Origin of the sequence: Chitinophaga eiseniae (assembly GCF_012641265.1) — a bacterium.
GTDB lineage: Bacteria > Bacteroidota > Bacteroidia > Chitinophagales > Chitinophagaceae > Chitinophaga > Chitinophaga eiseniae_A.
This window is the reverse complement of the sequence record NZ_JABAHZ010000001.1, coordinates 1,937,816-1,963,283: the sequence shown is the minus strand read 5'-3', so window position 1 is coordinate 1,963,283 and position 25,468 is coordinate 1,937,816. Positions and strand designations below refer to the sequence as shown.

The 25,468-nt window shown below is 47.0% G+C and carries 17 protein-coding genes; 3 read left to right on the top strand and 14 right to left on the bottom strand.

Annotated elements, in window-relative coordinates; genetic code table 11:
* Positions 1–2 precede the first annotated feature (2 nt).
* Positions 3–2,042, top strand: coding sequence for a hypothetical protein (locus tag HGH91_RS07435; protein WP_168737786.1), 2,040 nt, complete (start codon positions 3–5; stop codon positions 2,040–2,042).
* A gap of 32 nt (positions 2,043–2,074) precedes the next feature.
* Here HGH91_RS07435 and HGH91_RS07430 read toward each other — a convergent pair whose 3' ends face one another.
* From HGH91_RS07430 to HGH91_RS07380, 11 genes are all read right to left on the bottom strand, one after another.
* Entirely contained in the window at positions 2,075–2,734 is a 660-nt protein-coding gene (locus HGH91_RS07430; RefSeq protein ID WP_168737785.1) for a response regulator transcription factor, read from the bottom strand.
* Positions 2,735–2,736: 2 nt separating this feature from the next.
* Complete coding sequence (locus HGH91_RS07425) at positions 2,737–4,137, bottom strand: ATP-binding protein (RefSeq protein ID WP_168737784.1); 1,401 nt, start codon at positions 4,135–4,137, stop codon at positions 2,737–2,739.
* Between the two features lie 36 nt (positions 4,138–4,173).
* A complete protein-coding gene (urtE, locus tag HGH91_RS07420; RefSeq protein ID WP_168737783.1) occupies positions 4,174–4,887 on the bottom strand; it encodes an urea ABC transporter ATP-binding subunit UrtE in 714 nt (237 codons plus the stop codon).
* Positions 4,884–5,639, bottom strand: coding sequence for an urea ABC transporter ATP-binding protein UrtD (urtD, locus tag HGH91_RS07415; protein WP_168737782.1), 756 nt, complete (start codon positions 5,637–5,639; stop codon positions 4,884–4,886). Before urtD ends, urtE begins: the two co-directional genes overlap by 4 nt.
* Position 5,640: 1 nt before the next feature.
* Positions 5,641–6,717: an urea ABC transporter permease subunit UrtC gene (gene urtC / locus HGH91_RS07410; protein WP_168737781.1), complete on the bottom strand. Its 1,077-nt coding sequence runs from the start codon at positions 6,715–6,717 to the stop codon at positions 5,641–5,643.
* A gap of 12 nt (positions 6,718–6,729) precedes the next feature.
* Positions 6,730–8,376 carry an urea ABC transporter permease subunit UrtB gene (gene urtB, locus HGH91_RS07405; protein ID WP_211092215.1) on the bottom strand — a complete coding sequence of 549 codons (1,647 nt, stop codon included), beginning with the start codon at positions 8,374–8,376 and terminating at the stop codon, positions 6,730–6,732.
* A gap of 53 nt (positions 8,377–8,429) precedes the next feature.
* Positions 8,430–9,737 carry an urea ABC transporter substrate-binding protein gene (urtA, locus tag HGH91_RS07400; protein ID WP_168737780.1) on the bottom strand — a complete coding sequence of 436 codons (1,308 nt, stop codon included), beginning with the start codon at positions 9,735–9,737 and terminating at the stop codon, positions 8,430–8,432.
* Between the two features lie 42 nt (positions 9,738–9,779).
* The gene (locus HGH91_RS07395) at positions 9,780–11,069 is read right to left on the bottom strand and encodes a hypothetical protein (protein WP_168737779.1); all 1,290 of its coding nucleotides are present in this window, start codon (positions 11,067–11,069) and stop codon (positions 9,780–9,782) included.
* 498 nt (positions 11,070–11,567) lie between these two features.
* The gene (locus tag HGH91_RS07390; RefSeq protein WP_168737778.1) at positions 11,568–12,062 is read right to left on the bottom strand and encodes a cupin domain-containing protein; all 495 of its coding nucleotides are present in this window, start codon (positions 12,060–12,062) and stop codon (positions 11,568–11,570) included.
* A 33-nt stretch (positions 12,063–12,095) separates the two neighbouring features.
* Positions 12,096–13,061, bottom strand: coding sequence for an alpha/beta fold hydrolase (locus tag HGH91_RS07385; protein WP_247651666.1), 966 nt, complete (start codon positions 13,059–13,061; stop codon positions 12,096–12,098).
* 62 nt (positions 13,062–13,123) lie between these two features.
* Positions 13,124–13,912, bottom strand: coding sequence for an alpha/beta hydrolase (locus tag HGH91_RS07380; protein WP_168737777.1), 789 nt, complete (start codon positions 13,910–13,912; stop codon positions 13,124–13,126).
* 256 nt (positions 13,913–14,168) lie between these two features.
* Here HGH91_RS07380 and HGH91_RS07375 point away from each other — a divergent pair, with 256 nt between their 5' ends.
* The gene (locus HGH91_RS07375; RefSeq protein WP_168737776.1) at positions 14,169–16,406 is read left to right on the top strand and encodes a histidine kinase dimerization/phosphoacceptor domain -containing protein; all 2,238 of its coding nucleotides are present in this window, start codon (positions 14,169–14,171) and stop codon (positions 16,404–16,406) included.
* A gap of 6 nt (positions 16,407–16,412) precedes the next feature.
* Entirely contained in the window at positions 16,413–18,395 is a 1,983-nt protein-coding gene (locus tag HGH91_RS07370; protein WP_247651665.1) for a sigma 54-interacting response regulator, read from the top strand.
* Between the two features lie 63 nt (positions 18,396–18,458).
* Here HGH91_RS07370 and HGH91_RS07365 read toward each other — a convergent pair whose 3' ends face one another.
* Genes HGH91_RS07365 through HGH91_RS07355 form a run of 3 tightly spaced genes read right to left on the bottom strand, consistent with a single transcriptional unit; the run spans position 18,459 to position 25,298 of the window.
* Positions 18,459–20,123 (bottom strand): hypothetical protein, encoded by a 1,665-nt coding sequence (locus HGH91_RS07365; protein ID WP_168737775.1) that lies wholly within the window; start codon positions 20,121–20,123, stop codon positions 18,459–18,461.
* Positions 20,124–20,156: 33 nt separating this feature from the next.
* Positions 20,157–21,836, bottom strand: coding sequence for a RagB/SusD family nutrient uptake outer membrane protein (locus HGH91_RS07360; RefSeq protein ID WP_168737774.1), 1,680 nt, complete (start codon positions 21,834–21,836; stop codon positions 20,157–20,159).
* 12 nt (positions 21,837–21,848) lie between these two features.
* Entirely contained in the window at positions 21,849–25,298 is a 3,450-nt protein-coding gene (locus HGH91_RS07355) for a TonB-dependent receptor (protein WP_168737773.1), read from the bottom strand.
* Positions 25,299–25,468 lie beyond the last annotated feature (170 nt).

Here is a 25,468-nt window from a genome sequence, read left to right as displayed (position 1 = left end):
TCATGAATAAGGTCTTTATTTTTTTTGTATGGCTGGCATGCTGTTTTGGAATGCCCGTCGCAGTAAATAGCCAGGCTCCGGGTCCTTTTTCAGCCGGACTGGATGGTACGGTGAGTATCGATACGATTTCGATTCCTATGCCACTGGAAAATGGCCACCCTTTGAAACTGTCTCTTGCTTCCCCCAGGCCTTATACGGTTAAATCAGGCGGTAACCTGTTAGGAGAGCAGTATACCCGGGCATTTAATATCTACCTGGATGAGAAAGGGTTTCCAACTATAGGGATTGTCGTAGATATGCGGTTGCTGGCAAAGGCTGGGACTTACGAATTAGCGGTAGTGGTTAAGAAAACCGATTCTACCCTGGAGACTATCACGGTAACATTGCTGCGTCCCGCTCCTGTCCTGGATACGATTAGCACCGCCCAGGTTACTATAGATGGTTGCACGCCCTCTTACAGTACAGCGCTTGTATTGAAAGAAACAAGTAAGCTGGCCAATATTAGTGGGCTCGTGGTACACCCGCCTTATTTTAATATCTGCAATGACAGCACGTTGATAGCCATCGACAAGCGCCCTGTTAATCTTCCTGCCGGTACTGCACTCGAGTTTATTTATCATCTCAATAATACCAGTATAGATAAACTGCCTCTTGGAAAAAGCATAGGATTTGCCCAGGTTACCTCACCCAATTTGCAGACGCCCCTGGTTATTCCTTTTGAGATTATCAATAAGCGCAGCTCCTGGTGGATAGTCGTAGCCATTGTACTTGGGCTCATTACGGGCCTTGTCGTAAGACACTACCTGGCAGATAAAAAACAATGGGAGCAACAGCGGATGAATGGATTCATCTGTATTGAAAATATCCAAAAGGAGGTGGCCCAGATACAGGATAAGCCCTATCGCGATGCCGTAGCGCAACTTTTACTGGGGCTGAATGCGTTGCTCGAAAAGGCAGGAGGGGCCGCCTATTTTACCGGTGTTGCCGATCCGGATATTGCCGCGAAAATACAGGAAGTAACTACGGCCTATAACGGCCTAAAGGCAGGCCTGGAACAAAGATTAAAAGACCTTGATGGACAACTTAAAAAAATAGCTGGCTGCTTTGAAAATGATCCTCCTGATTCTTTGATGACAAGGAAACTGGCTGCCGCCGGGCTTTCCTATAAATTTGTCTTAGAAAGGATGGAAGCCTTTGATCCCACTGCCGCGGAGCCCTCCCTGGCAAAAACTATTTCCGGTATTAGAGAAGCTATAGGAGATATTAAAAGCTATTTGCTGTCTGTTCAGCAACTATTTTCAAAAGACGAGAGTTATCCGGCCAGCATGCCTCAGCAGCTGAAAACCACTATCAAAACCACGACAGGTACGATAATGGGGAGCCTGTCTGAATTAAAGGATGATCCAAACGATCTCCAACAGTTAACCGCCAACGTTACCGTTTTGCGAAAGATGTCGGGGAAACTTACCGCCTTAATGAATTTCTATGGTGAAAGCCTGGACAAAGCGTATAAACTGCCGGCAAATAAGAATAATCCTGCTGTCGTGAAATTTGTACAGATCCTTGCAGCATGGAAAACTAAGCTTTCAGACATCGCCACCAATGCAGCTGGCTCTCCGGATGCAGCTACCTATTTTGACGCTTCTTTTGTCCGGCAAATAGAACAGCAGTGGGCAGAGGTACTGAAGGTAGAAGATCCGGCATTTGGCTCCGAGGCGGTAAGTCCTGACACCTATAGTTACACTGCTGTAGCTACCGGCGGGCAACAGCCGGCCGTGCCGGCGACTAATATATTTGACAGCAACAGCCCATTCTGGCAACAGATCAGCGCTGAAACCACTGTTACCAGGAAAAAACTCATATTTTATGGGCTTCTGCAGACCATTATATTGGCTGTTATACTATGCGCCATTGCCTATAATACTTACGGTCCAGGCTTTATTGGCACCTTTAACGAGCTACTCGTTTATTTCCTGTTTGCCTTTTCAATTGATATTACGGTGGATACAGTGCTCAAGTATAAAGGGGGGAAGGTGGTATAAGGTACTTCATGCGGTAGCGGGGAGATGCCTGGTTAGTCCTCTTTCAACAGCCCGTTAAGCCTGCTATATTCCACGGCTTCCTCTATGCTGTTCACCTGGAATTTACGCAGGATGTTCATCCGGTGCGCTTCTATCGTACGAATACTGATGTTCAGCGATTCCGCAATGTCTTTGTTGTTGCGCCCCTGGCTGAGCATTCGCATGATTTGTTCCTCGCGGCGGGAGAGGGAGATATCGGGTGTGCCGCCGTTTCCGGTTGTTTGCCGGGCATCCAGGTATTTCTTTACGAGTACGTCGCTGACTTCGCCAATGAAGTAATACCGGCCCTGGTGAATGGTACGGATGGCGCTAAGGAATATTTTGTTGCTGGTATCTTTCAGGATATAGCCGCTGGCGCCCATTTCCAGGGCGGCTGCTACATAATCGGGTTCGTCAAAGAGACTGAAGAAAAGAATTCTTACACGGGGATTTTTTTCCAGCAGCTGAATGCTGGTTTCCAGGCCGTTCATTCCAGGCATGCGGATGTCCATAATGATAACATCTGGTTGTAGCTCAGATAGCTGCTGTATCGCATCTTCACCGCTGCTGGCTTCACCTGTCACTTCCATATCAGCTTCGCTGTTGATCAGCTGTTTTAAGCCATTCCGGAATATTTCATGGTCATCCACTAAAAAAACGCCTGTCTTTTTCATTGCTAAAATGTTAACGCTAACTGTATAATTGTTCCGGTGCCGGGCTGTGAATCAATCTGGAGCGTTCCTTCAAGCAATTCCGCCCTTTCTTTCATATTACGGATACCATTTACTTTCCTGGCCTGTTCGTTAGAGTAGAGCTGGTGACTGTCGAAGTGAAAGCCTTTGCCATTGTCTCTTATGGTTAGCTGCAGGAAGTTGGCGGCGCCGTCAATATCTATTTCAATGATGTCTGCATTCGCATGCTTAATGGCATTGTTTAATGATTCCTGCAAGATACGATAAACGCCTATTTTAACTTCTTTTGGCAATGTTGCGGCTGATAAGGTTTCTTCCAGCCGGAAGTCGATACCAGGTGCGGTCTGCCGGCATAGCCTGAGCAGCTCATCAATAGCGGCCCGCAGTCCGAAGTCCTCCAGCACGCTGGGCAGCAGGTCAGCGCAAATGCGTTTGGTTTCGTTGATAATGCTGTACATCATGGTATTTACCATGGCAATTTCAGGATCGCGCTGCATGCTGCGGTCTTCTATCTGTTCCAGCTTCATCCGGAGGCTGGTCAGCATTTGCCCGATGCCATCATGTATTTCCGCGGCAATCCGCTTGCGTTCCTTTTCCTGTCCGTTGATAATGGAGTAAGACCGGATGCGCTGTTCCATTTCCTGCCGCAGTAGTTTTTCCTGGTTAGCCAGCTGTACTTCTTCGGTTAACTTTCGGGCCTGTTCCTGCGCATCTACCAGGCCCCGGATAATTTTGCGGATGCGGGTAGATAATGGGTAAAAGATCAGTCCTGCTTCCAGCATCAGGGTAAACAGTACCAGGCCAAGCACGATGTATTCAATTTCCTTTAGGTTGCGGATACGTTCCTTTGAAATACGGTCATAGTCGAATACAATCAGCTCCATGCCCAGCAGGTACGATTTCTCATATGCCAGGATGGTTTGTACATACGGGCGTATACGCGATGCACTAAATGTGGTATCCTGATTCAGTACAATGATCATGTTGCTGGCGGCGCCCCATATTTCCTGGTGCGGGTTGCGGATGATTTCAAACATCTGCTTCAATTCATCCTGGTCGTTTGCCGGCAGGTTAAGGAAATTGCTGCCAGACTGTAAGCCTTCGTGCGATTTCTGCCACTGCTTCAATGTATTTATAAACTCTTTCCGGTTATCCTCTATATCGCGGCCCGACTCCAGCAGCAGTGCCAGCTTACTAAGCGTTTGACTGTAGGTGCGCAGCCTGGCTGCAAAGTTGATCACGTGCGCATCGTTCATCTGGTGGCTCAGCGCCTGCTGGATCTTTATCTGGCTGAATACAGACAACAACGCAATAGTGGTGAGTGCCACCGCATAAAGGATGGTGAAAATCTTAAAAATACTTCTTTCTTCAGATACAGGATGCATAATGGTAAAGATAAACAAAACCCCTACTCGCCTTAGTTATACGGCAATATGTTTTTCTAGCTCGGTGTGTTTCAGCTCTTCAGCAGTACCATCCAGCACCATCCGGCCGCGGTCCATAAAATAGTAATGGTCCGTTACCTGGTTGGCAAAATCAATTTTCTGTTCTACCAGTAAAACAGACAACCCTTTCTCCTGCACCAGCTGTTTCAGAATGCCCCCGATCTCCTGGGCAATGGAAGGTTGTATCCCTTCTGTAGGTTCGTCGAGAAGCAGGAGGGAAGGGGCGCTTACCAGCGCCCGTGCAATAGAAAGCTGTTGTTGTTGTCCCCCGCTGAGGTTTCCTCCCGCGCGTTTACGGAAATCTTTCAGTATGGGAAACAGCTGGTAGATCTCTTCTTCCGGGACCTTCGCTTTGCGGTTGGGATGCGCTTCCAGCCCCAGTAGCAGGTTTTCATACACGGAAAGCTTTGGGATGATTTCCCGGCCCTGCGGCACGTAAGCAATACCAGCTTTTGCTTTTTTATGTGGCGGCAGGGAGGTAACGTTTTCGTTATTGAAAATAATACGGCCTTCCTGCACCGGAAGCAGGCCCATGATGGTTTTTAGCAGGGTGGTTTTTCCTACGCCGTTGCGCCCCATTACGGTAGTAATAGCTCCTTTTTTTACCGCAAGGCTGGTGCCACGTAAAATGATACTCTGCCCGTAAGCGGCGGAAATATTGTTAACAGTTAATACCGGTGTGTTACTCATAATGTTTCAAGTTGTGCGTTAGTACGTCCCAAATAACAATCTATTACCCGCTGATCGTTCTTCACTTCAGCAAAGGTGCCTTCCATTAGTCTTTTCCCGCGAACCAGTACTGTTACCAGTTCGTTGGCTATCTGTTCTACGAATTTCATATCGTGTTCTATCACAATAATGCTGTGAGATTTCGACAGTTCAAGAAGCAGGGCCCCTGTACTCTCCGTTTCTTCGTCGCTCATGCCCGCTGCGGGTTCATCTATGAGCATAAGCGTTGGGTCCTGCAGCACCACGATGGCTATTTCCAGCCATTGCTTTTGTCCGTGCGACAGATCGCCGGCGGGTTTATACATTACGTTGGTGAGCGACAGTTTCACTGCCACGTGGTGTATCTTCTCTTCCAGCGCGGGCGTGGATTTGAAGAAAAGGGAGGTGAAGATATCTTTCTTCATTTTTGCGGCCAGTAACAGGTTGTCGTACACAGTGAGCCCCGGAAATACGGATGGCTTCTGAAATTTACGGCCAATGCCGGCCTCCGCTATCTTTACTTCCGATTTGCCGAATATAGATTTGCCGTTGAAGGTAATTTCTCCTTTGTCGGCTTTTGTTTTCCCGCAGATGATATCCAGGAAGGTGGACTTGCCGGCGCCATTAGGGCCAATAATTACCCGCAGTTCTTTGTCGCGCAGGCTGAAATGATCGAGGTCCAGTGCATGTACACCGCCAAATGATACTGACAAATTATTTACATTGAGTAGCATATCAGTGGGTTTGAGATGTTTTGAGCCGGGCTGCGGAAAATTTCTGCCGGATGGTATCTCCCAGTCCCATAAATCCTTTATCGAAATATAATACCGTAATTACAAACAGGAAGCCCAGGATGAATAGCCATGAATCCGGGAATAAACTGGTGCAGATGCTGTAGAGGAAGTTTACCAGCAAGGCGCCTATCACCGCGCCTTTCAGGTTGCCCCTGCCACCAAGTGCCACCCACATGACCATTTCAACCGATGCTTTTACATCCATACGACCTGGTGTTATGATGCCTGTTTGCGGAAGGTACAGCATGCCGCCAACGGCTGCTAACAGTGCCGCCACTACGAAAACGGCCAGCTTGTAGTCTACCACTTTATATGCGGTGTAGCTGACCCTGGATTCGCTGTCGCGGATAGCCTGCAGTACTTTCCCGAACTTGGAATGCGTTATCCGGTAGCAGCAGAAATAGGCGGTACAGAGTACGGCCAGTGAAACCAGGTACAGTGCCAGCTTTACGGAAGAAGAAGACAAGGGGTAACCCAGGATGCTATTAAAGTCGGTGAGACCGTTGGTACCGCCAAGGTTGGTTTCATTCCGGAGAAATATTAACCACATGGCTAACGTCAGCGCTTGTGTGATGATGGCCATGTATACGCCTTTGATCCGGCTTCTGAACAGTACCAGGCCAATGATGAAAGCAAATGCCGCCGGGATCAGCAGGCATAGTGCCACCGACCATCCAAAGGAATGGAATGGCTGCCAGAAGAATGGCAACGTTTCTATTTTATTCCAGGCCATGAAGTCGGGCAGGGTTGCCCCGGATGCTACCGTTTTCTTCAACAGCAGGTGCATAGCAATGCCGTAGCTGCCCAGGCAGAAGAAGAATGCCTGGCACATAGACAGGATACCGGTATATCCCCAGATAAGGTCGATACCCAATGCAGCGATGGCAAAGCAGAAGTATCGCCCCCACACGGAAATAGTGTTTACGGAGAGAAAACCGGTCAGGTAGCCTGCGGGTAGCAGGATGGCAAAGAAAGTGATGAATAGAATATATAGCAGTGTGTTGTTTTTCGTTTTCATGTTCCGTTTTTTTTAATCTTCAGCAATGCGGCCTTTGTCGGGAAACAGTCCTTTGGGTTTATACTGCATGAACAACATGATGAACACGAGGATAAATACTTTGCCGTATACTGCCTGGAAGAAAGACTCGGATATCTTTGTAAAGAAGCCAATACCCAGGCCCGAAAGTATAGTTCCGGCCAGCTTGCCCACACCGCCTGTAACTACTACGAGGAAAGAATCTACGATATAAGTCTGGCCCATATCGGGTACCACGTTGCCGATCAGCGTAATGGCGCAACCGGCCAGCCCGGCGAGGCCCGAGCCGATAAAGAATGTGATGGATGCCACACGCCTGGTTTCTATACCGAGGCAGGCGCTCATTTGCCGGTTCTGCGTAACGGACCTGATCTGTAAACCAAGCCTGGTACGGTACAGCATCAGGTAAGTAAATAATACCACGAGCATTGACAGCGCGATGATGAAGAGGCGGTTGTAAGGTAAGGTCAGATGTGGCGAAACCTGCCATCCACCTGCCAGCAGTTGTGGCGTTTTAACAGCTGTCAGATCGCCGAATAACAGGCGGGCAGTCTGGATCAGTATCAGGCTCACTCCCCAGGTAGCCAGGAGGCTCTCCAGTGGTTTGGCGTACAGGTGACGGATGACCAGCCGCTCCAGCACCCATCCCAATGCGCCTGCCACGAGGAAGGAGCATGGTAGTGCAAAGAAGAAGAAAAGATCTGTCTGCGGAATTCCCAGTGCTTTGGTGAATACGATCTGCGTGCAATAGGTGGTATAAGCGCCGATCATCATAAACTCCCCATGCGCCATGTTGATAATACCGGCTAAGCCATATACAATGGCAAGTCCCAATGCAATCAGTACGAGGATGCTGCCAAGACTCAAGCCACTGAAGAAGTGCTGAACACGCTGGAGGTTATCGTAGCGTTTTTCCAGGCCAGCGGCTTTTGCCGCAGCATATTGGGCTGTTTCCTGGTTCAGGAAGCCTGACCTGGCGTAGTCCCTTAACAATACAGGTGCATTGTCGCTCCAGTTGTCGGCTATGCTGTCGATGTTAGCTTTGGCACTTACTGTGGTGGAGGCCTTGTATAGTTGTATAGCGTATAGTGCATCTTTCCCCGTGCGGAGTGCATCGGCATTACTTTCCTTTGCCAATGCAGCTTTCAGAATACTGAGCGTTGCGCTATCACTCGTGTGTTTGAGCTGTGAGTAGGCGAGGCTGCGTTTCTGCGGGTCGCTGTTGAAAAGGTTGAACAGCGGGGCAATTCCTGCCAGTTGCAGGCGGTCAGCCCGCGGGATGTCTACCGTTTTGAGGGCAGACAATGGCAACAGCAGCGGTTGCCCGCTGCTGTTGGTGAGGAGAGTATTATTGGGATAAAGAGAATAAAGCCGGTAGGTTCCTTCGCTGGAAGGATTGCTGTCTATCGTAACCGCTTTTTCATCCAGCAGGTATAGCTTTTTATCGTTAATCGCCATCAGCAAAGGAAAGGTGGCCGGTATGCGGAGAATGGCCAACCTGCCAATAGCCTGTGTGCGCACGGAATCGGCCGTTGGTTGCAGAAGCTGTGCGGTGTAAATGGAGGCGCTGTCCTGGCCGGCCGAAAACAGTGGCAGCAGCAGTAGGCAACACATCAGCATCCGTAGTAAGGAAGTATTCATCGCATCATTTTTGATAAGTTGGAAATAGCCTGTCTTTAATGAATAAAGCCCGTTTATTTTTTAGCGTAGGTGCCGTTGTGGTTAACCCAGTCACAATCTTTATCGGGAGAGGTGAGTGGCGACCATGGCTGTGGGTCTACCAGTCCTCCGGATTTCCAGATGATATCAAATTGTCCGTCGGGTTTGATCTCGCCGATCACTACCGGTTTTGCCAGGTGATGATTGCGTGGGTCCATTTTTACGGGGCCGTCAGGTGAATCGAAACCCAGGCTGTATAATGCGTTACGTACTTTTGAAACATCGAAGGAACCTGCTTTTTCAGCGGCTTTTGCCCACAGGTATACGCCGGTGTAAGCCCAGCAGATAGGGTCGTCAGTTACTCTTTTGTCGCCGCCGGGTAAACCTTTTTTCGCGCAGAAGGCTTTGAAATCGGCCACAAATTTTTTATTCTCCGGCAGGTCGTTTGACTGGAAGTAGTTCCATGCAGCGAGATGGCCTACCAGGAATTCGGTATCCATCGATCTGAGTTCATCTTCCGCCACGGAAAATGCCATGATCGGACAGGTGGCTGAAGAGAGGCCCTGGTTAGCAAACTCCTTATAAAAAGGCACATTGGAATCGCCATTGATGGTGGAGAGTATGCAGGCTTTACCATCTGCAGCAAAGCGTTTTACTTTAGAGATAATGGTTTGGTAATCCTGGTGATGGAACGGCGTATATTCTTCAATGATGTTTTCTTTGGGAATGCCTTTAGAGAGGAGGTAGGCTTTGAGTATTTTATTGGCGGTGCGTGGAAATACATAGTCTGTACCCAGCAGGTAGAACTTTTTGTAGCCTCCGCCTTTTTCACTCATGAGATATTCGGCAGCGGGAATCAGTTGCTGATTGGGAGTGGCACCGGTGTAGATAACGCTATTGGAGCATTCTTCTCCTTCGTATTGCACCGGGTAGAAGAGCAGGCCATTGTTCTGCTCAAAAACCGGGAGAACCGATTTACGGGATACGGAAGTCCAGCAGCCAAATACGGCAGATACCTTTTTATCGATCAGCAGTTCTTTCGCTTTTTCGGCGAACAGGTCCCAATCTGATGCCGGATCTACGATGACTGGTTCTATTTGTTTACCGAGTACACCACCTTTGGCATTGATTTCATCTACGGCCATCTGTACGGCGTCTTTTAAGGAAACTTCAGATATAGCCATCGTGCCGCTGAGGGAGTGGAGTACGCCTATTTTCACCGTTCCTTTTGTGGCGGAGGAGTCGCTGCCACCGGTTTTTCCGGCGCCGCTGTTACAGGAAGAAAAGAGTGCGGTAGCGCCCAGCAGGAGGATTGATAGTTGATGCAGGAAAGCGTTTCTCATGTTGACTTATATTTTATGGAGAGATGATGGAATGTTTGATAATCAGAAAATGAAAAATTGAGCCTGAAGCCATACTTGCCCGAATGTCTTTTTCGTATAGTCGTCTGGTATAGCAGTGGCTACATGGTAGGTACGGGCGGTATAGGAGAGGCGTAAGTTAGTGCCGGTGCCGTTGAAAAAGTAATTGAGCCCGCCACCCATTACTGTGCTGGACTTGAGTTTGTCGAAGTTCGCCGGTTTAACGGCGCCGGTTTGGGCGGCATCCGCGTTAACATCCTGGTTTTCGTAGCGTATCCACGGCTGTAGTTTCGATTTTTTGAAATAATAGCCGAGTTCCAGGAATTGGACCGTTTGTTTGGGAATGAGCGTGGCGAAGGAGTATTTGGAGTCTGTTTGTGTACCGCCGGTCATGTACTGGTAAGCAGCATTGAGTGTAATAGAGCCTGCATTGCCGAGTGGGTGGTCAAAGAATACATCGGTGCTGAGGTTGTAGTAATTCGCTTGCGCGTCCACACCGGCTGCCCAGGTCAGCGTTTTGCCATTTCCCAGTTTGGTGCCGGCGTAATAGTAATCTTTTTCAGCGTCCAGGAAGTTATAGGCAACGCGTCCTACGGTACGAAGGGGGGCGCCGCCGTCCACGTTGCGACCAGTGAATACACCGAGACGGTATTCCAGTTTGTCGTTTGCGAGAAACCCGCGGGCATTGATACCGAGATCACGTCCGAAGTTGCCCTGCAGCGGACTATTCGCAAACAGGTTATACGGATACTGGAAGAAGGTAAAATCGTTGGCCATTAACCCGGCAGCGCCCTGTAGCCCATTACGGTTATTGGATACCAGCTGCATGCCTGCTATAAGCTGGAATGCCGGGTTAAAGGTGTATTCGAGCTGCGCATCGAGGATGATGGGAGAAACTTTTACATTCTTTTCTCCGTTGGATTGGATACCAATGGGCGAGGGTATCTCTGTTTCCATGAAAAAGCTGGCTTTTTTAGTGAGTTGCCCGCCAACCAACACCCTGGCGCGATAAACAGAAAAGCCCTTGTTCCAGTCTTTCGCGGTTTTGTCGTCACTGGGGGTACCAAATCCTGTTTGCTCCCCGGAAGCAAACATATGTACAATGGCGCCTACCTGGATAGATGGCTTAAAGGGGAGCTCTGATGACTGGAAAAGGGTAATATTCCTGGTACTATCGGTGCTGGTATTTAAGGATGCCGGTAATTCAATTAAGTAACTGCCTCTCTTTTTCTTTCTGGGGGGATCGTTGTTCTCGGCTTTCACAATAAAGGGAGCAGTGGCAAACAGGAAGATAAATGTGGCTGAAAATTTCATAAAAGAAGTAATTAATAATTGAACAATCTACTTAAGTACTTTTTTGGTTGATCGATCAGTGTACTTAAGTATAAAAGTAGAAGATTAATTTACTTAATTCATAAAATTTTTATGAAAATGATCTAAATTCTTGCCATTAGTTGATTTTATTGATATATATATTTATATATAATATAAATGTGCTTGTGGTTTGTTTTTATATTAATATATTGATATAAAATTGTTTATAAGGATTTACTGTATAATTGAAGCGATAATTGAATGAATTCATATTTTCATAATTTGAATAATTATATAAAAACATAATATGATTTTCGAAAATGAACTTACAAAATGTGGGATGCGTTTTTCTGAATCAGGCATAATCTGCTGCAATGCCACAAACAGGCATCGCAGCAGCTGCAGACATGCAGCCACTGCGATGTCTCAAAATGATCAGCTGGAAATACGCCAGCCAGTTATTTCTCGCTGGCATATTTCCTTAAATAAGAGATGTTATTACTTATGGGAGGGATCGTCCTGTACATTCACATAGGTTACTCCGGATGGGCCGAAGCCAGTAATTTCGACAATAACCGGTTCTTTTCCGGTCATCGCAAAATGGTTTTGTCCCGCCACCTCTGAATAGATACTCCCCGCGGGTAATGCTTTGAGTTGTGTTTTATCAAATTTATCGCCATAGCCAAAGTACCAGGTACCGGACAATACAGTGGCCGCCCGTTGATCAGGATGCAGGTGGGCAGCAATCTTTGTATTTGGTGCTATCTTAAGCAGGATGGTGTAGATACCTTGTTTGGAAGGGTCGCCCATGACAACAATTTCCTTAACGGCAGAATAATTCGATGAGCCGGGAGCATTGGCCCCACTACTACTTTTGAGCGCCTTGATTTCCGTCAGGTTCAGGCGAAACTGGCCGTTACCGGAAACCTGGGCCTGGACAGCACCCACGCTGAATAAAAGAACCGGCAGAAGAAAAGTACGTATGCTTAACATAAACGTTTATTTTAAATGATGAGAGAAAAATGGTTATTTACCCAGGAAAAAGGTCAGCAGGTCTTTTTGTACCTGCGCGGTATTCTCTTGTACGAGCCAGTGCCCGGAGCCTTTAATATTGGAACCTGTTACATTTTCCGCTACGAGCTTGCAGTGCTCAACGAGGAAGGCCGCTCCAAAATGTTCTCCACCCATGGCGAGTAAGGGCATCGTCAATTTATGTTTCATGAACTGAACATTGTCTGCCGCATCCTGATTAAATGCGTCAAACCAGTGGAAAGCCCCCGTCATAGCACCTTTTACTGAATAGGCCCGCACAAACTCCGTCACTTCCTCCTTCGTAAAAGGATCTTTTACATAGCCCACTACCGGCCAGAAATTGGTCATGAATAATTGTTCTTTTCCTGCCACCAACTCTCCCGACGCCGGCCATGCAAAGAAGCCAAACCACCACGCCGAGCCTTTTACCTGGCTCCATACCGGCTCTACGCCAGGTAAGAGTGCATCCAGTAACGCAAGCTTTTTTACTTCGCCGCCAAATTGTGCCGCGTAGGCGTATGCCACCATCAGCCCGATGTCATGCCCGGCAAGATCAATAGCGTTGTAGCCTAGTTTATTCATGAGGGCATGCATATCGGCAGCCATCGTTTTTTTGTCATATCCTGCGGCGGGTTTATCGCTTTCGCCAACACCCCGCAGATCAGGAGCGATCACCGTAAAATGTTTGGAAAGCTCGGGCAACAGCCGGTTCCACATGTACCAGTTCTGGCCAAACCCATGAACAAGTAGCAGGGGCTCACCCTGGCCGCCGATGACGTAGTGGATGTTTACACCATTTACCAGTGCATACGCATGCTTAAAACCTGCCGGGGGAGCCGCCGGTGCTGCGGCTTGTACTGCAACGACGCCGTTGCCTTCTGCGGATTGCTTTTTTTCTGCTGGCTGATTACAAGCCATTGTCAGGGCAATAATAGCAACCGCAAATATGCTTTTTATCATAGTCGAGGATTTTAGTGGTGATGATGAGTTAATGATGAATAGATAACAGCAGTCGACTGGAGTCAGGCGCCTTGCCTGTTCAGCCAATCCAGGATAAAATCAGCATCCTCTTTCCAGGTGGGTTGCCCCAGTACAAAATGATTTCTTCCTTCAAATGCTTTATAATCCGTTACTGAATTGCTTTTCCGGTATTTTTTATAATTGGCGTAATTCAGGGAAGCGGGTATGGTATGGTCGGTGGTGCCCGAGGTAAGCAACAGGGGCGCATGCGGGTTCCTGAAATTTACCCGCGCTGCTTTGGTAATAGTATCCCGCACAATCAGTTTTGACTCGGGGATGGCCTGCTTGTAATAAGCGTCTTTCTGTGCATCATCATTCATACCATTGGTGAACGCATATTTCCATTGGTCAAACGACATCATAAATGATTTTTTCGCGGAGGTGAAAAAGCCAAGTGGCCCCCAGCCGGCTTTCAGGAATGACCATTTAAAGGTCATAATACCCTGGGGAGGTACGGAATGAATGGCTACCCCTGCATAGCCCAGTCCCTGCTGCAATAATAGCTGAACTATCAGCCCGCCGATGGAATGCCCGATCAGGATGGGTTTTTCCGGAAGGGCTCTTACTTTTTCATCATAGTACCTGGTGAGGTCCTGTAATCGGTTAGCGGCAATCTGCTTGTTGGGGTGACTGTTGCGAAGTTCTTCAGCAGGGGCATTTTTATGCGGCCAGGGTGGAGCCATCGTTGTATAGCCTTTACTTTCAAAATAGCTGCGCCAGTCGTCCCAGCAACTATGATGGACAAATGCGCCCGTAAGAAATACAATAGTTCTTTTGGAAGGAGGTATCATGGTTTTCAATATTTACATTCAGCATGTCTAACCGGGTGCCAATAAATCATTTGGTTAGCAATCAATAGATTAGGATGTCTTTCAGTGCGTCATCTGTACGATATGCCGTGATTTTCAACGAGCGGCCACGAAATATCGTGATTCATTTTTTTGAAGCAGGTCAGGACAAAATTTAAAGACACCTACATGCCTGATACATCGTACATTTATAGATAGAAAGAGGAATTGTGTGATCGCCCCGGTTAAAGCCAGAAATATGCTATTGCGAATAATACTTGCAGGGTCCCTCATTACCTTTGTGAACCTTTGTTCAGCGCAGGTTACCTCCAGCCTGTCGAAAGCACAACTATTGAAAGAGATAAAAAGAGAATTGCCGGACAGCATGCGTCAGCGCTATTATAATCAATTAGGGGAGGCCTATGTTGCTGAAGCATTCAGGAAAAATGACGTTATCGACAGTGCATTCTTTTTCCTGAGAAAATCAGTGTACCTGGTTGACTCCAGTAATGTAGCAGATAACGAAATCACTCGCCAGGGCTTATCGCTTCTTGGTATGGCCTATATACGCAACAAGGATTTCCGTAGCGGCATAAAAGTTTTCGACCAGGTAATTAATAGCTATAAAAGAACAGGGAATAAGGAAAAGGAAGCTGATACACGGATGAGCGAAGCGAGTTGCCTTTCTTATTTTGATGTATTCCCCGATATAGTGGAGCAGCATTTTAAAAGCGCTTTTTTACTTTATACGATATGCGGAAAAACAAAAAAAATAATTGATGCAGAATTGGAGCTTGCCAATTTTTATATTCAAAATAACAAATTTTTTTTAGCAGAGGATGATTTACACCTTGCTCTAAAGGATACCATCAAAAATAATTTCTACCGGGTACCGGAGATTTATTGCCTGCTATCAACAGCAAGCCGGTATGAAGGCAATTTCAACAAGGCATTGAAATATGCCTTCAAATCAGTAAACAGCTTAAAACCCGATAGAGACAGCGACATCCTTATTATATGTTATGGAGAGTTAGGGCTTGTTTACCAGGAGCTGGATCAACTGGAATCCAGCATATACTGGTACAAAAAGTGCCTGGAAGTCAGAACAGGCATCCCGACAGATCGCTTTGCTTATTGGACCGCCTATCTCACCATACTTCAAATGATCAAGGCAAATCAAACCAAACAAGCCTTTGATCTGCTGCGAAAGCTCAGCAGCAGCTATCCGCCCGTACATGTCGACGAAAAAGCGAGCCTCAGCCAAAGCCTTGCGCATTGCTATAACGCCATGCATAATTATGATAAAGCTGAAATGTACTTTTTCGACATGCTTAAGCAATATGATAAGGGCGACAAAAATAGTGAGATATTAATGATAGCCAACTATGATATAGGGAAGTTCTTTGCAACCAGGCAGTATTATAAGAAAGCAAAACCTTACCTGGAAAAAGCAGCAGCGTTAAGCAAGTATACAACAGCATCAAGAGAAATGGATCTCCATTTCCTGCTGTTCAAGGTGGATTCCGCAGAAGGTAATTTTACGGCAGCCATTCAGCACCAGCAAAAATCCAAAGCCCTCAGTGATTCCATTTTTACCGTGACAAAGAACCAACAAATAGAAGAGTTGCTGATACAATACCAAACTGAAAAAAAAGACCAGAATATCCGGTTACTTGAAAAGGAAAGCAAATTGCAGCACACAGCACTCGTATATGCCCACCAAACGCGCAATTGGTTAACTGGTGTGGCGATTCTTTTCGTGATTATTTCAGGTTTACTTATTTATAATTCGCGGTTAAAGCAGCGAACCAACAAAAAACTCCAGGAGCAGCGAAACGAGATCGAAGAGAATAATTATGCGCTCCAGCATTTGGTGAAAGAGAAAGAATGGTTGGTCAGAGAAATTCACCATAGGGTAAAGAACAATTTCCAAATGGTCATGGGCCTGCTCGGTAGCCAATCTGAATACCTGGAAACAAATGAAGCCATTAAAGCGATGACGGAGAGCCAACACCGCATCCAGGCCATGTCGCTTATTCATCATAAACTGTACCAGTCCGATAATCTGTCTGCCATCAACATGGCTCATTATATTCACGACCTGGTGGATTATCTCAGGGACAGTTTCGATATCCGGCAGTCGGTATTGTTTAAGTTGCAAATAGAACCAATCGAGCTAAATCTCAATTACTGTATTCCTATGGGGCTATTGTTAAATGAAGCAATAACCAACGCTATCAAATATGCATTTCCGAAAAATACCAAAGGTGAAATTACTATCCTTTTTAAAAGAGTAACAGGCCATGAGCTGCTCCTGGTCATCAGAGACAATGGTATGGGGCTGCCATCGTCCTTTGATATCAGCAGGCTGGGGACATTAGGTTTAAAACTGATGAAAGGTCTCAGTGAAGATATCGACGGCGTGTTAACAATCAATAGCAATGGCGGCGCCGAGATTATGATTAGATTTATATATGACCCGGAGAGGGCTAATTAGACGACCATGGAAAAACAGCAACTTAATCCGATGAAAGAAGAAATACTGATAGTGGAAGACCAGTTTGTGGAAGCTGATTATCTTCGGCTGATGCTAACCCGCGCCGGTTACCGCGTTATAGATATTGCCCGTTCTGTAAACCAGGCATTGCTATTTATACAACAGCAACGACCGGATTTTGTTCTCCTTGATATATTCCTAAAGGGAAAGCAAACGGGCATCGATCTTGCCTGGCAGCTGCAGGAGCAGGGCATTCCATTTATTTACCTGTCTGCTAATTCAAGCGAAGATGTCTTAAATGAAGCAAAAGCAACCCAGCCATATGGCTTCCTGGTAAAGCCCTTTAGAGAAAGGGATTTACTCGTTACACTTGAAATCGCAAAGTATCATCACCAGCACAGCCTGGAAGCCAAATACAGGAAGGAGGCCCAGTTAAAGACAACATTAAACAATATTGTTATTGAACCCCTGGAATCGGAGCACAAATTCCTGAAAATAATCACCGCTATCCAGCCGCACATTCCATTTGATTTCGCCGCACTGGGATTTGAGCATACGCTTCAGCCAGATGTCAGCAGTATATCTTTTTTAAGGGTGGGATTTAACCAATATCAACCTATTGGGTTCACGGAGCTATCAACGATTACACGAAAGACCGGAGAAGAGTTGCTCCACCTGCAGTCAAATAATGTGAGCGCAACGAACGTGGTATTTTATAATGATGAGGTATTTGATAATATATGCGGGCAAACTTCCCTGGACAAATTATTGGCAAACAGTTTTCATTTGCGATCTTATCTCTGCATCCCGATAAATACCCCTGGGGGCAGGTCATTCAGTTTCCGGTTATACAGCCGCAGGCCTGACGCTTATAATGCAGAACATACAGCACTATCTGAGGTGGTACGGCTACAGTTAACCACTTGTTTTGAAAACATACTGCAAGGGGGAAGAGCGCATAACGCAGTTCATCATGCGCCCCCGGCGTTATCCGGCCATGCAGCCGTGGGCCGGCCGGTTGCTTTTGAAGGTATCATCGGGAAAAGCCACCTGTTATTAAACGCACTCGACATGGTTGGTGAGGTCGCCCTGATGGATACTTCCGTATTGATACTGGGGGAGAGCGGCACGGGGAAGGAAAAAATTGCAGATTGCATTCACGCTTCTTCAAACAGGAAGAGTGGTCCTTTCATAAAACTAAATTGTGCAACATTACCGTCATCATTGATCGAATCAGAATTATTCGGGCATGAAAAAGGGGCTTTTACAGGAGCTTTGGAAAAGCGGATCGGGAAGTTTGAAAAGGCAAACAAAGGAACCATTTTCCTGGATGAGATAGGCGAAATGCCGGTAGAGTTACAGGTCAAGCTCCTGCGTGTATTGCAGGAAAGAGAGATAGAACGGGTTGGAGGAAATGATGTGATCAAAATTGATGTGCGGGTGATTGCCGCAACGAATAAAAACCTGGAAAAGGAGGTGGCGGAAGGCCGCTTTCGCCTCGACCTTTATTATCGCTTAAATGTTTTTCCTATTCACATTCCCGCACTCAGGGAACGTAAAGAGGATATACCTGCATTAGCCTATCATTTTATGAACCGGTACAATCATAAGGCAGGCAAAAGGATCAGCGGTTTTTCTGATGATGCATTGAAGAAAATGATGATGTATGACTGGCCGGGAAATATCCGTGAACTGGAAAACCTTGTGGAAAGACAGGTATTATTAGAGAAAGGGCCAATTATTGAAGATGTTTCTCTCCCAATACACCGGGGCATACCGGAAGCGCCCGCGATAGACGAAAAGCGTATGAAGACCATTCACGAAAATGAGCGGGACTATATCGTTGCTGTGCTGAAAAAATGTAATGGCAGGATATGGGGGAGTGGCGGCGCCGCGGAAATACTGAACCTGCCCCCTACCACCTTAACATCAAAGATGAAAAAGCTCGGAATAAAAAAGGGGTATATCAGTTCTGAAAGTGAAAAATAATAGTGTAGCAACAGGCAGCATAGCATATGCCTGCTAACGTTTCATTAGCAGGCATACTGTTGTTTATTTTGCATCTGTCATGGCGGAGAGGTTCATTTGTATCTCATTTTTTTCTGGTTGTAAACGAAATGCCGCGCCATTGGTAGGTTTGGAGAAACTGCCTTTACTAACGGAAAGCAGGTAATTAACTCCTTCAAAGTTGCCGTCAACCTGTCTGGGTGAAATGTTGGTGAACGGCAGCCTGGCTCCCGGTGCTGTTTCGAGATCCAGGAACCAGTTGACGGACCGGTTGCCCGTTAGCCTGATGGACGCAGTTTTCTCTCTCAGCCTCATTTCTATGGTTCCGCTCCCGCTGAGTGGCCAGCATACCAGTACGGTTTCCTTATCCATATTTTTGAATATGGGATCTTCGCCTTTTAGCACAACTTCCTTTCCATTAACCAGCGCCTTAAGCCGTAAGCCTGCCAGTTGTTTGGGTTTACTCCAGAGGTACCCATCTACCACGGGTAATGTAAAGAACGTGCATTCATTGGAGGTGGCTTTCCGGGTGGTGTAGATATCCGGAATATTTTCATTAAAGAGATGAATGTCCCGGATACGGAAACTGCCATCTTCCCATAATATGTTGATCCTGTAGAAGCGGCTGTTGTACCATAAGGTTTTGCGGTCGCTTCCTTCGATATCTCTTGTAACGGAAAACGAGGTGGCTGGTGTTACTTTGTAGTTTGCTTTGAACCATTTGCCCGATTGTTCCAGCGTTTCCAGCCTGATCTTGCCGCTGTCCCTGAGCCTGGCGATCAAAGGCATCTGTATTTGAAAGCCTTTGGACATGGCATCCCAGGTGAAAGAATTTTCCTGGCCTGCCTGGGTGTAGTTAAAGTTCAGCGCGGGGGCCTCAGTGAATGTTTTGAAGAACCAGTTGACCCAACTTTCACTACCGCCAGCCCCGGGGTATACCGGCTCCAGGGTGATCACACCCTGTCTTTGTGCGCTGATGCCCTGATCATATTGCCGGACAGGGTCGCTTCCCAGCATCCGGAAAACGGGTACGGGAATCTGGCTGGCGGCCTTTTGAGCCGGCATGTAAGAGTTGATCCTGCTTGGGTAATAGGCCTGATTCCAGTAGCCTCCCCACAATGTATAGCCATCAGTGCCATACTGGTCTTTACAATTTGCAGAAGCAACGATGCTGTATTTGTCATACAGGTATTGTAAGGTATGAGCATCAATAAACCAGGAGGCAACGGAACGGGGATAATAACCAAATATGCTTTTGAAGCTGTCCATATATGCATCTGCTATCTTTTCTCGTTCAACCGGTGTATAGCCGGTGCTAAAGCCAATATCGGCATGCCAGTCCCAGGGATAGCGGCCCCGCCATTTTAGTCCCGCTTTTTCGATCAACGGTTGCGGAAGCTCCCACCAGGCGCCTATCTCAAATGAATCCCTGGGCAAGCCTTTGAGTAATTCCTGGTAGCGATGATCCATCAAGGCATCATATTGCAACAGGAATGTACCTGTCAGGTGATATTGCCTCATGATGTTTACCTGCTGTACTACGGTCTGGTATAGCACGTCTTGTGTGATGCTGTGATCCCTGGGTTCGAGCAGGCGAATAAAATTGACAATGTTGACAATCCTCGGCCCCTGGCCGGTAGCCTTCCGGGGTAGGCTGGTCATGCCTATAACGGTCAGCAGCAGCACTGCTATTGTTCTTGTTCTGATCATATTGAGCTATAAAAAAGTTAAGCATGTTTGGGGTTACCAACCCGGATTTTGTTCCAATGCTTTTCCATTGGCGGTATAAAAGGCTACTTCTTTTGTGGGTAGTGGTTGTAAATAATCTTTTGACGGATTGAATTTCCGGTTTTTCTCCGTAATCAGGAAGCCATTTGCGTCTACTTTGGTTAAGTAAGAAGGGTCGCTGTAAGGCGCCCGGGTGGCCCAATCGGTGCCGGTGATCTTAATACCCTTTACATCCTGGGGTAGTTCGGTTTCCGCTGTTTTCCAGCGACGGATGTCATCATACCGGAATCCTTCCAGGGCCAGTTCTATGGTACGTTCCCGTCTGAGTTCCGTACGTATGTCGAGCTGATGGGCAACCACAAAGGCGTTGGTCAGATGCGGCATATTCGCCCTGTCCCGTAACTTGTTTACAGACAGGTTGAGGTCACCATCGCTAATGATGCCATTTTTTTCGAATATTGCTTCTGCATAAATCAGCAGCACTTCTGCATAGCGGATCAGGTGACGGTCAAAGTCAAACAGGCTGGCATCTCCAAGGCGGCCGGAGTTATTTGCTGCCGGATCTTCCGACATATACTTGTATAGGATGTATCCAGTATTAAAGTTACGCTGCGGCTTATCTGGCCAGTTAGCCACTTTGGTTACGGGGTAGAATACCCGGTTGGTGAATGTGCCGGGGATGATCATGGTCATGGTCATTCTGGGGTCCCTGTCCTGGTATTCGGAAGTGAACGTGCCGTAACCATGAAACACGGTACCGGCGGCTGTGATGGGCAGCCCATTTTTGTCGAGGTACATGTCTGCCAGTTTACGTGTTGGATTATAGCCATCCTGGTCATACATATAAGGCGCGTCCTGTCCTAATATATTGCGGGCAAACCGGCGGTCCAGTATACACTCCTTCGAATCATCTCCGGGCTCCAGGAAGAGGTAGCGATAGCTTTGTGCGCCGCTGCCGGTATACAGCGTGTATACACCGCCGTTAATCACTTCCCTGGAGCTGGCTATGGCTTTATCCAGGTATTTAGCGGCGTCCGCTACTCCCCGGAATTTCTCCCAGGTACCTTCAAAAAGTGCTACCCTGGCGGATAAGGCTAGTGCGGCGCCTTTGCTTATCCTGCCTATGTCCGGAGTGGAAAGTTCCGATTGTAAAGGCAGGTCGTTTTTTGCTTCGTCCAGGTCTTTTAGGATCATATCGGCTGTTTCCATACGGCTGGCGCGTGGTGTAAACAGTTCGGGATCTCCGGTAGAAAGCACTTTGGTAATAAGCGGAACCCCGCCATAGATTCTTAGGAGCTTCCAGTAATACCAGGCCCTGAAAAACTTTGCTTCTGCTACATATCTTTTTATATCAGTGTCTGTAGTGCCGGCGCCCTTTTCAATGATAGTATTGGCAGACCTGATATATCCATAGCTGGTATTCCATTGGTCGGATGTTTCCGAGGGTTGCAGGTTGCCGTTGCTAACGGAGTTGGGTACATTAAATGCGATATCTGATTCAGTATCTTCTTCACCAAATCTATCCAGGCCATTGTACAGGTTGTTGGCCGCCAGTTTGAAGTCACTGTCCGTTTTCCAGAAAGTGGCATCGGTAATACTATCTTGTGATACCAGGTTAAGGTGCTTGTTGCAGCTGCAGCAAACAACTGTGAACAGGAACAGGTATATTTTATAATAAGAGAGTTCAACTTTCATAATGCGCCGTAATTAAAATTTTACATTTAAGCCCAGTGAATACACTTTATTGAAGGGATAGGTGCCCTCGTTACGATAGCCGTCTTCCGGGTCGAAATTACCGCCCAAAGTGCCTTTTGAGAAGGTGAAAAGATCCTGCCCACTGAAATAAACACGTGCTGATTTTATCCTGGCTCTTTTTGCAATGTGCTCAGGAATAGTGTACCCCAGGGTGATCACCTTAAACCGGAGATAGGCCACATTCCGGAGTGTGAGGGCGGATGCGCGGTAATTATAGTTTTTTACATCATCATATCCTAAATTGCCTGGCAGGTACCGGGGATATTTTGCATCCGGTCTTTCCGGCGACCAGGTTTTGCCGTAGAAATATTGCAATGAGGGCCAGAAGAAAGTATTGGGTTGGCTGATGGCGCCTTCATAAATCACATCCCGTTTGCCAACACCCTGGAGGAAAACCTGTACATCAAAATTTTTGTAGCCTGCGCTCAGGTTGGCGGAATAGGTATACCTCGGAGTAAGATTGCCCAGGTATATCATATCGCCGGACAGGCCTTTGGTTTTATCGCCGAAGGCGGTCAGCTTTCCATCGCCGTCAACATCTTTATACATTACATCACCCAGCGAGATCCGGGAAGGAATGCCCTCCAGTTTTTTATAATTATCCAGTTGTTGCTGGGTTTTGATAATTCCGTCATACACATAGCCAAAATAGGAGTAAATGGGATAGCCTTGCCGGTACTTATTCAGCCCCTCGCCATAATTATCTGTATTCTTCAGCTCCACGAGTTTATTCTTGCTGTCGCTCAGCTGCAGGGACACACCGTACCTGAAATCATGTACCTGGTCTTTCCAGGTGAGCATCATTTCAAAACCTTTGGTGTTCAGTTTGCCCTGGTTGGTAGAAGGAGGCGTGGCGCCAAAGGATGCCGGCACGGCTACATTTACGAGCATATCGTTGTTGATCTTGTTATAGTAATCGAAGGAGAACGAGAGTCTCGATTGCAAAGTGGCGAGGTCGATACCAATGTTACGGGTTTCTATGGTTTCCCATGTCCTGGTAGACGACGCGGGGTTGGCGTTAGCGCCCGTCAGACCGGCGTTGGGGGAGCCTATGGGATAGTTGCCGTTAATGGAAATAAGCGGGATATAGTCATATAAACCCAATCCTTCCAGGTCCTGGTTTCCCATTTTGCCATAGGATAATCTCAGTTTCAACAGGTCAAGTACATTCATCTTTTTGATGAACCTTTCTTCAGACAGGTTGTAGGCAACTGCCGCTGAAGGAAATACTGCGCTCCACCGTTTATCTGGCGAGAATTTGGAGCTTCCGTCGGCCCGCGCGGTAAAGTCTACAATCAGTTTTTCCCTGAATGTATAACTTAACCTGCCGAAATAGGACACCAGTGCCTCGTTGTTCAGGTACCCGGTAAAATTTGCGTAGGCTGCTTTGGTCCTGTCGGCCAGGTTTAATGTAAAGATGTCGTTGCTGATAAAATTATAACCGTTGGTAGATTGGCCTTCTCTCCTGGTTTGCTCCAGGGAGGCGCCGCCGGTGAGATTAATGCTATGGTCCTGCGATAGTTTCTTATTATAATCCAGGTAGGCCTGGTACAGCTTATTCAATACCTTATCATTGCTGTAATTAGCAGAATTGGGTGTATTGCGCACATCCTGTATGCCTCCGTCCCAGTTATAACGGGTAATCGTACGGTTGGTAGTGCTGCCATTTGCATAGTCAAGTCTTACCGCACTTTGCCCGGTAAGTTTAAGACCCGGAATGATGGTGTAGTCTATTTTAATATTTGCGCCAAAGCGGGAAAGGTTGCTTAGTTGTGTACCCCCTTCGGCCAGGTACTGTGCCGGGCTTTCATAGCCCTGGTAGCCGTAGAACTGTCCTGCTTTATTGTAAACAGGCTGATAGGGGAATTGCCTTGTTACATTTGTGAGGGCGCTGCCAAGCAAAGTAGGCGTCACCACTGCCCTGTTATCAAAATAGGAGCGTGTTTCCACCGCGAAATGATTATTGAAGCGGAAATCATAATTGAGGCGGATGTTATAGCCGTTTGAATTATTTTCTCCAAATCGTACGATACCATTATCGCGGTTGTAGCCGGCAGATAACAGGTAGTTGTTATTCTCCCCCCCGCCGGAAACGTTGATATTATGCAATTGCTGCGTCGTGTTTTTGTAGATGACCTTATTCCAGTCGGTATACCCATAGAAGCCGGGATAGTTGGTAACGCCATAGTTCCAGCCGGTGGGATCCGGCGGCGCGTTGGTGGCAATTTTGTCAAACACTTCCTGCGAAAAACCGTTGATACCCGCATTGCGCAAGCCTTCATCCATGAACCTTGCAAATTCCATTGTGTTTTGCATTTTCCTCAGGTAGGTTGGTGTCTTATAACCAATATTGGTGGTGTATGTAACGGAAGGAGGCCCTTTTTTTCCACGTTTGGTGCTCACGATGATCACCCCGTTGGCTGCTCTGGCCCCGTAAATGGCGGCCGCAGCATCTTTTAAAACTGTTACTTCTGCAATATCATTGGTATTGATTGTATTGATGTCTCCGGGGATACCGTCGATAAGCACCAACGGGGCGTTACCGTTTACGGAGGAATAACCCCTTACCTGGAAGCCATAGGTAGTGCTGCCGGGTTGACCGCTTGCCTTGGTGATGGTAAGGCCTGGTATTGTACCCTGTAAAGCATCGTAGCTGTTATTTAGCGGCCTGCTTTCAAATACATCAGATTTTACTGTAGTGATGGCGCCTGTGATGGCTCCTTTGGTCCTGGTGCCATACCCTACCACCACTAATTCTCCCAACCTGGCATCTGAGTGGGCTAGCTTTACCTGCAGTGTTGTTTGGCTGCCTACAGGTACCTTTTTTGTTTGAAAACCTACATAAGAAACAACGAGTACAGTACCAGGCCCTGGTGCATCCAGGGCAAAGAAACCTTTTTCGCCTGTACTGGCGCCAATAGCAGTTCCCTCCACCACTACAGATGCACCTATTAATGGCTCACCATTGGTTTCATCGGTAACAGTGCCGGTTATTCTCAGCTTTTGTTTCCTGTAATCATTGATCTCTGGCTGCCTGGCAGGCCTGGCCATAATTAATACCGTTTTGTTGGAAATAGAATAGCTAACCGGCTGATCGTTGAAACACTTGTCCAGTACTTCCTTCAGATTGGCATCCTTTACATTCAGGGTAACCGGTTTTACATGTTTGATTACCTCGTTGTTGTAAAGAAAATCATAGTCTGTTTGCTTTTTGAGTTGGGCAATCACTTCTGTAAGCCTGGCATTGTTGACGTTAACAGAGATTTTCTGCGCAAAGGTCTCTGCTTTTAGCTGGATGACGGCTATAACTATTAGAATGGCGGTGAGCTTCATTTTTAAGTGGAAATTGGACCGGGCATAAGAATGCCGCCTGAACAATAATTCAGTAAATTTTTTATACATTTGGTTGTCAGGTTTACGTTAATGTTATGATACAGCGTTAATCAGGATGCCTGGCAAATAGCCAGGGACGCTTCCGACGTTCCTGGTTTTCCTGGCGATCCAACGTGGAAATGTGTTAGTTTCGTTTTCTCAATATTGCTCCTTTTTTAAGTGTTTGATAATATTGTTAT

Bases quoted from the DNA above. Each gene is read 5' to 3' on its own strand.
- HGH91_RS07360 (WP_168737774.1), bottom strand. From the start codon at position 21,836: ATGAAAGTTGAACTCTCTTATTATAAAATATACCTGTTCCTGTTCACA.
- HGH91_RS07365 (WP_168737775.1), bottom strand. From the start codon at position 20,123: ATGATCAGAACAAGAACAATAGCAGTGCTGCTGCTGACCGTTATAGGC.
- HGH91_RS07390 (WP_168737778.1), bottom strand. From the start codon at position 12,062: ATGTTAAGCATACGTACTTTTCTTCTGCCGGTTCTTTTATTCAGCGTG.
- HGH91_RS07435 (WP_168737786.1), top strand. From the start codon at position 3: ATGAATAAGGTCTTTATTTTTTTTGTATGGCTGGCATGCTGTTTTGGA.
- HGH91_RS07425 (WP_168737784.1), bottom strand. From the start codon at position 4,137: ATGCATCCTGTATCTGAAGAAAGAAGTATTTTTAAGATTTTCACCATC.
- urtA (WP_168737780.1), bottom strand. From the start codon at position 9,737: ATGAGAAACGCTTTCCTGCATCAACTATCAATCCTCCTGCTGGGCGCT.
- urtE (WP_168737783.1), bottom strand. From the start codon at position 4,887: ATGAGTAACACACCGGTATTAACTGTTAACAATATTTCCGCCGCTTAC.
- HGH91_RS07375 (WP_168737776.1), top strand. From the start codon at position 14,169: ATGCTATTGCGAATAATACTTGCAGGGTCCCTCATTACCTTTGTGAAC.
- urtC (WP_168737781.1), bottom strand. From the start codon at position 6,717: ATGAAAACGAAAAACAACACACTGCTATATATTCTATTCATCACTTTC.
- HGH91_RS07430 (WP_168737785.1), bottom strand. From the start codon at position 2,734: ATGAAAAAGACAGGCGTTTTTTTAGTGGATGACCATGAAATATTCCGG.
- urtD (WP_168737782.1), bottom strand. From the start codon at position 5,639: ATGCTACTCAATGTAAATAATTTGTCAGTATCATTTGGCGGTGTACAT.
- HGH91_RS07380 (WP_168737777.1), bottom strand. From the start codon at position 13,912: ATGATACCTCCTTCCAAAAGAACTATTGTATTTCTTACGGGCGCATTT.
- HGH91_RS07395 (WP_168737779.1), bottom strand. From the start codon at position 11,069: ATGAAATTTTCAGCCACATTTATCTTCCTGTTTGCCACTGCTCCCTTT.
- HGH91_RS07355 (WP_168737773.1), bottom strand. From the start codon at position 25,298: ATGTATAAAAAATTTACTGAATTATTGTTCAGGCGGCATTCTTATGCC.
- urtB (WP_211092215.1), bottom strand. From the start codon at position 8,376: ATGAATACTTCCTTACTACGGATGCTGATGTGTTGCCTACTGCTGCTG.
- HGH91_RS07370 (WP_247651665.1), top strand. From the start codon at position 16,413: ATGGAAAAACAGCAACTTAATCCGATGAAAGAAGAAATACTGATAGTG.
- HGH91_RS07385 (WP_247651666.1), bottom strand. From the start codon at position 13,061: ATGATAAAAAGCATATTTGCGGTTGCTATTATTGCCCTGACAATGGCT.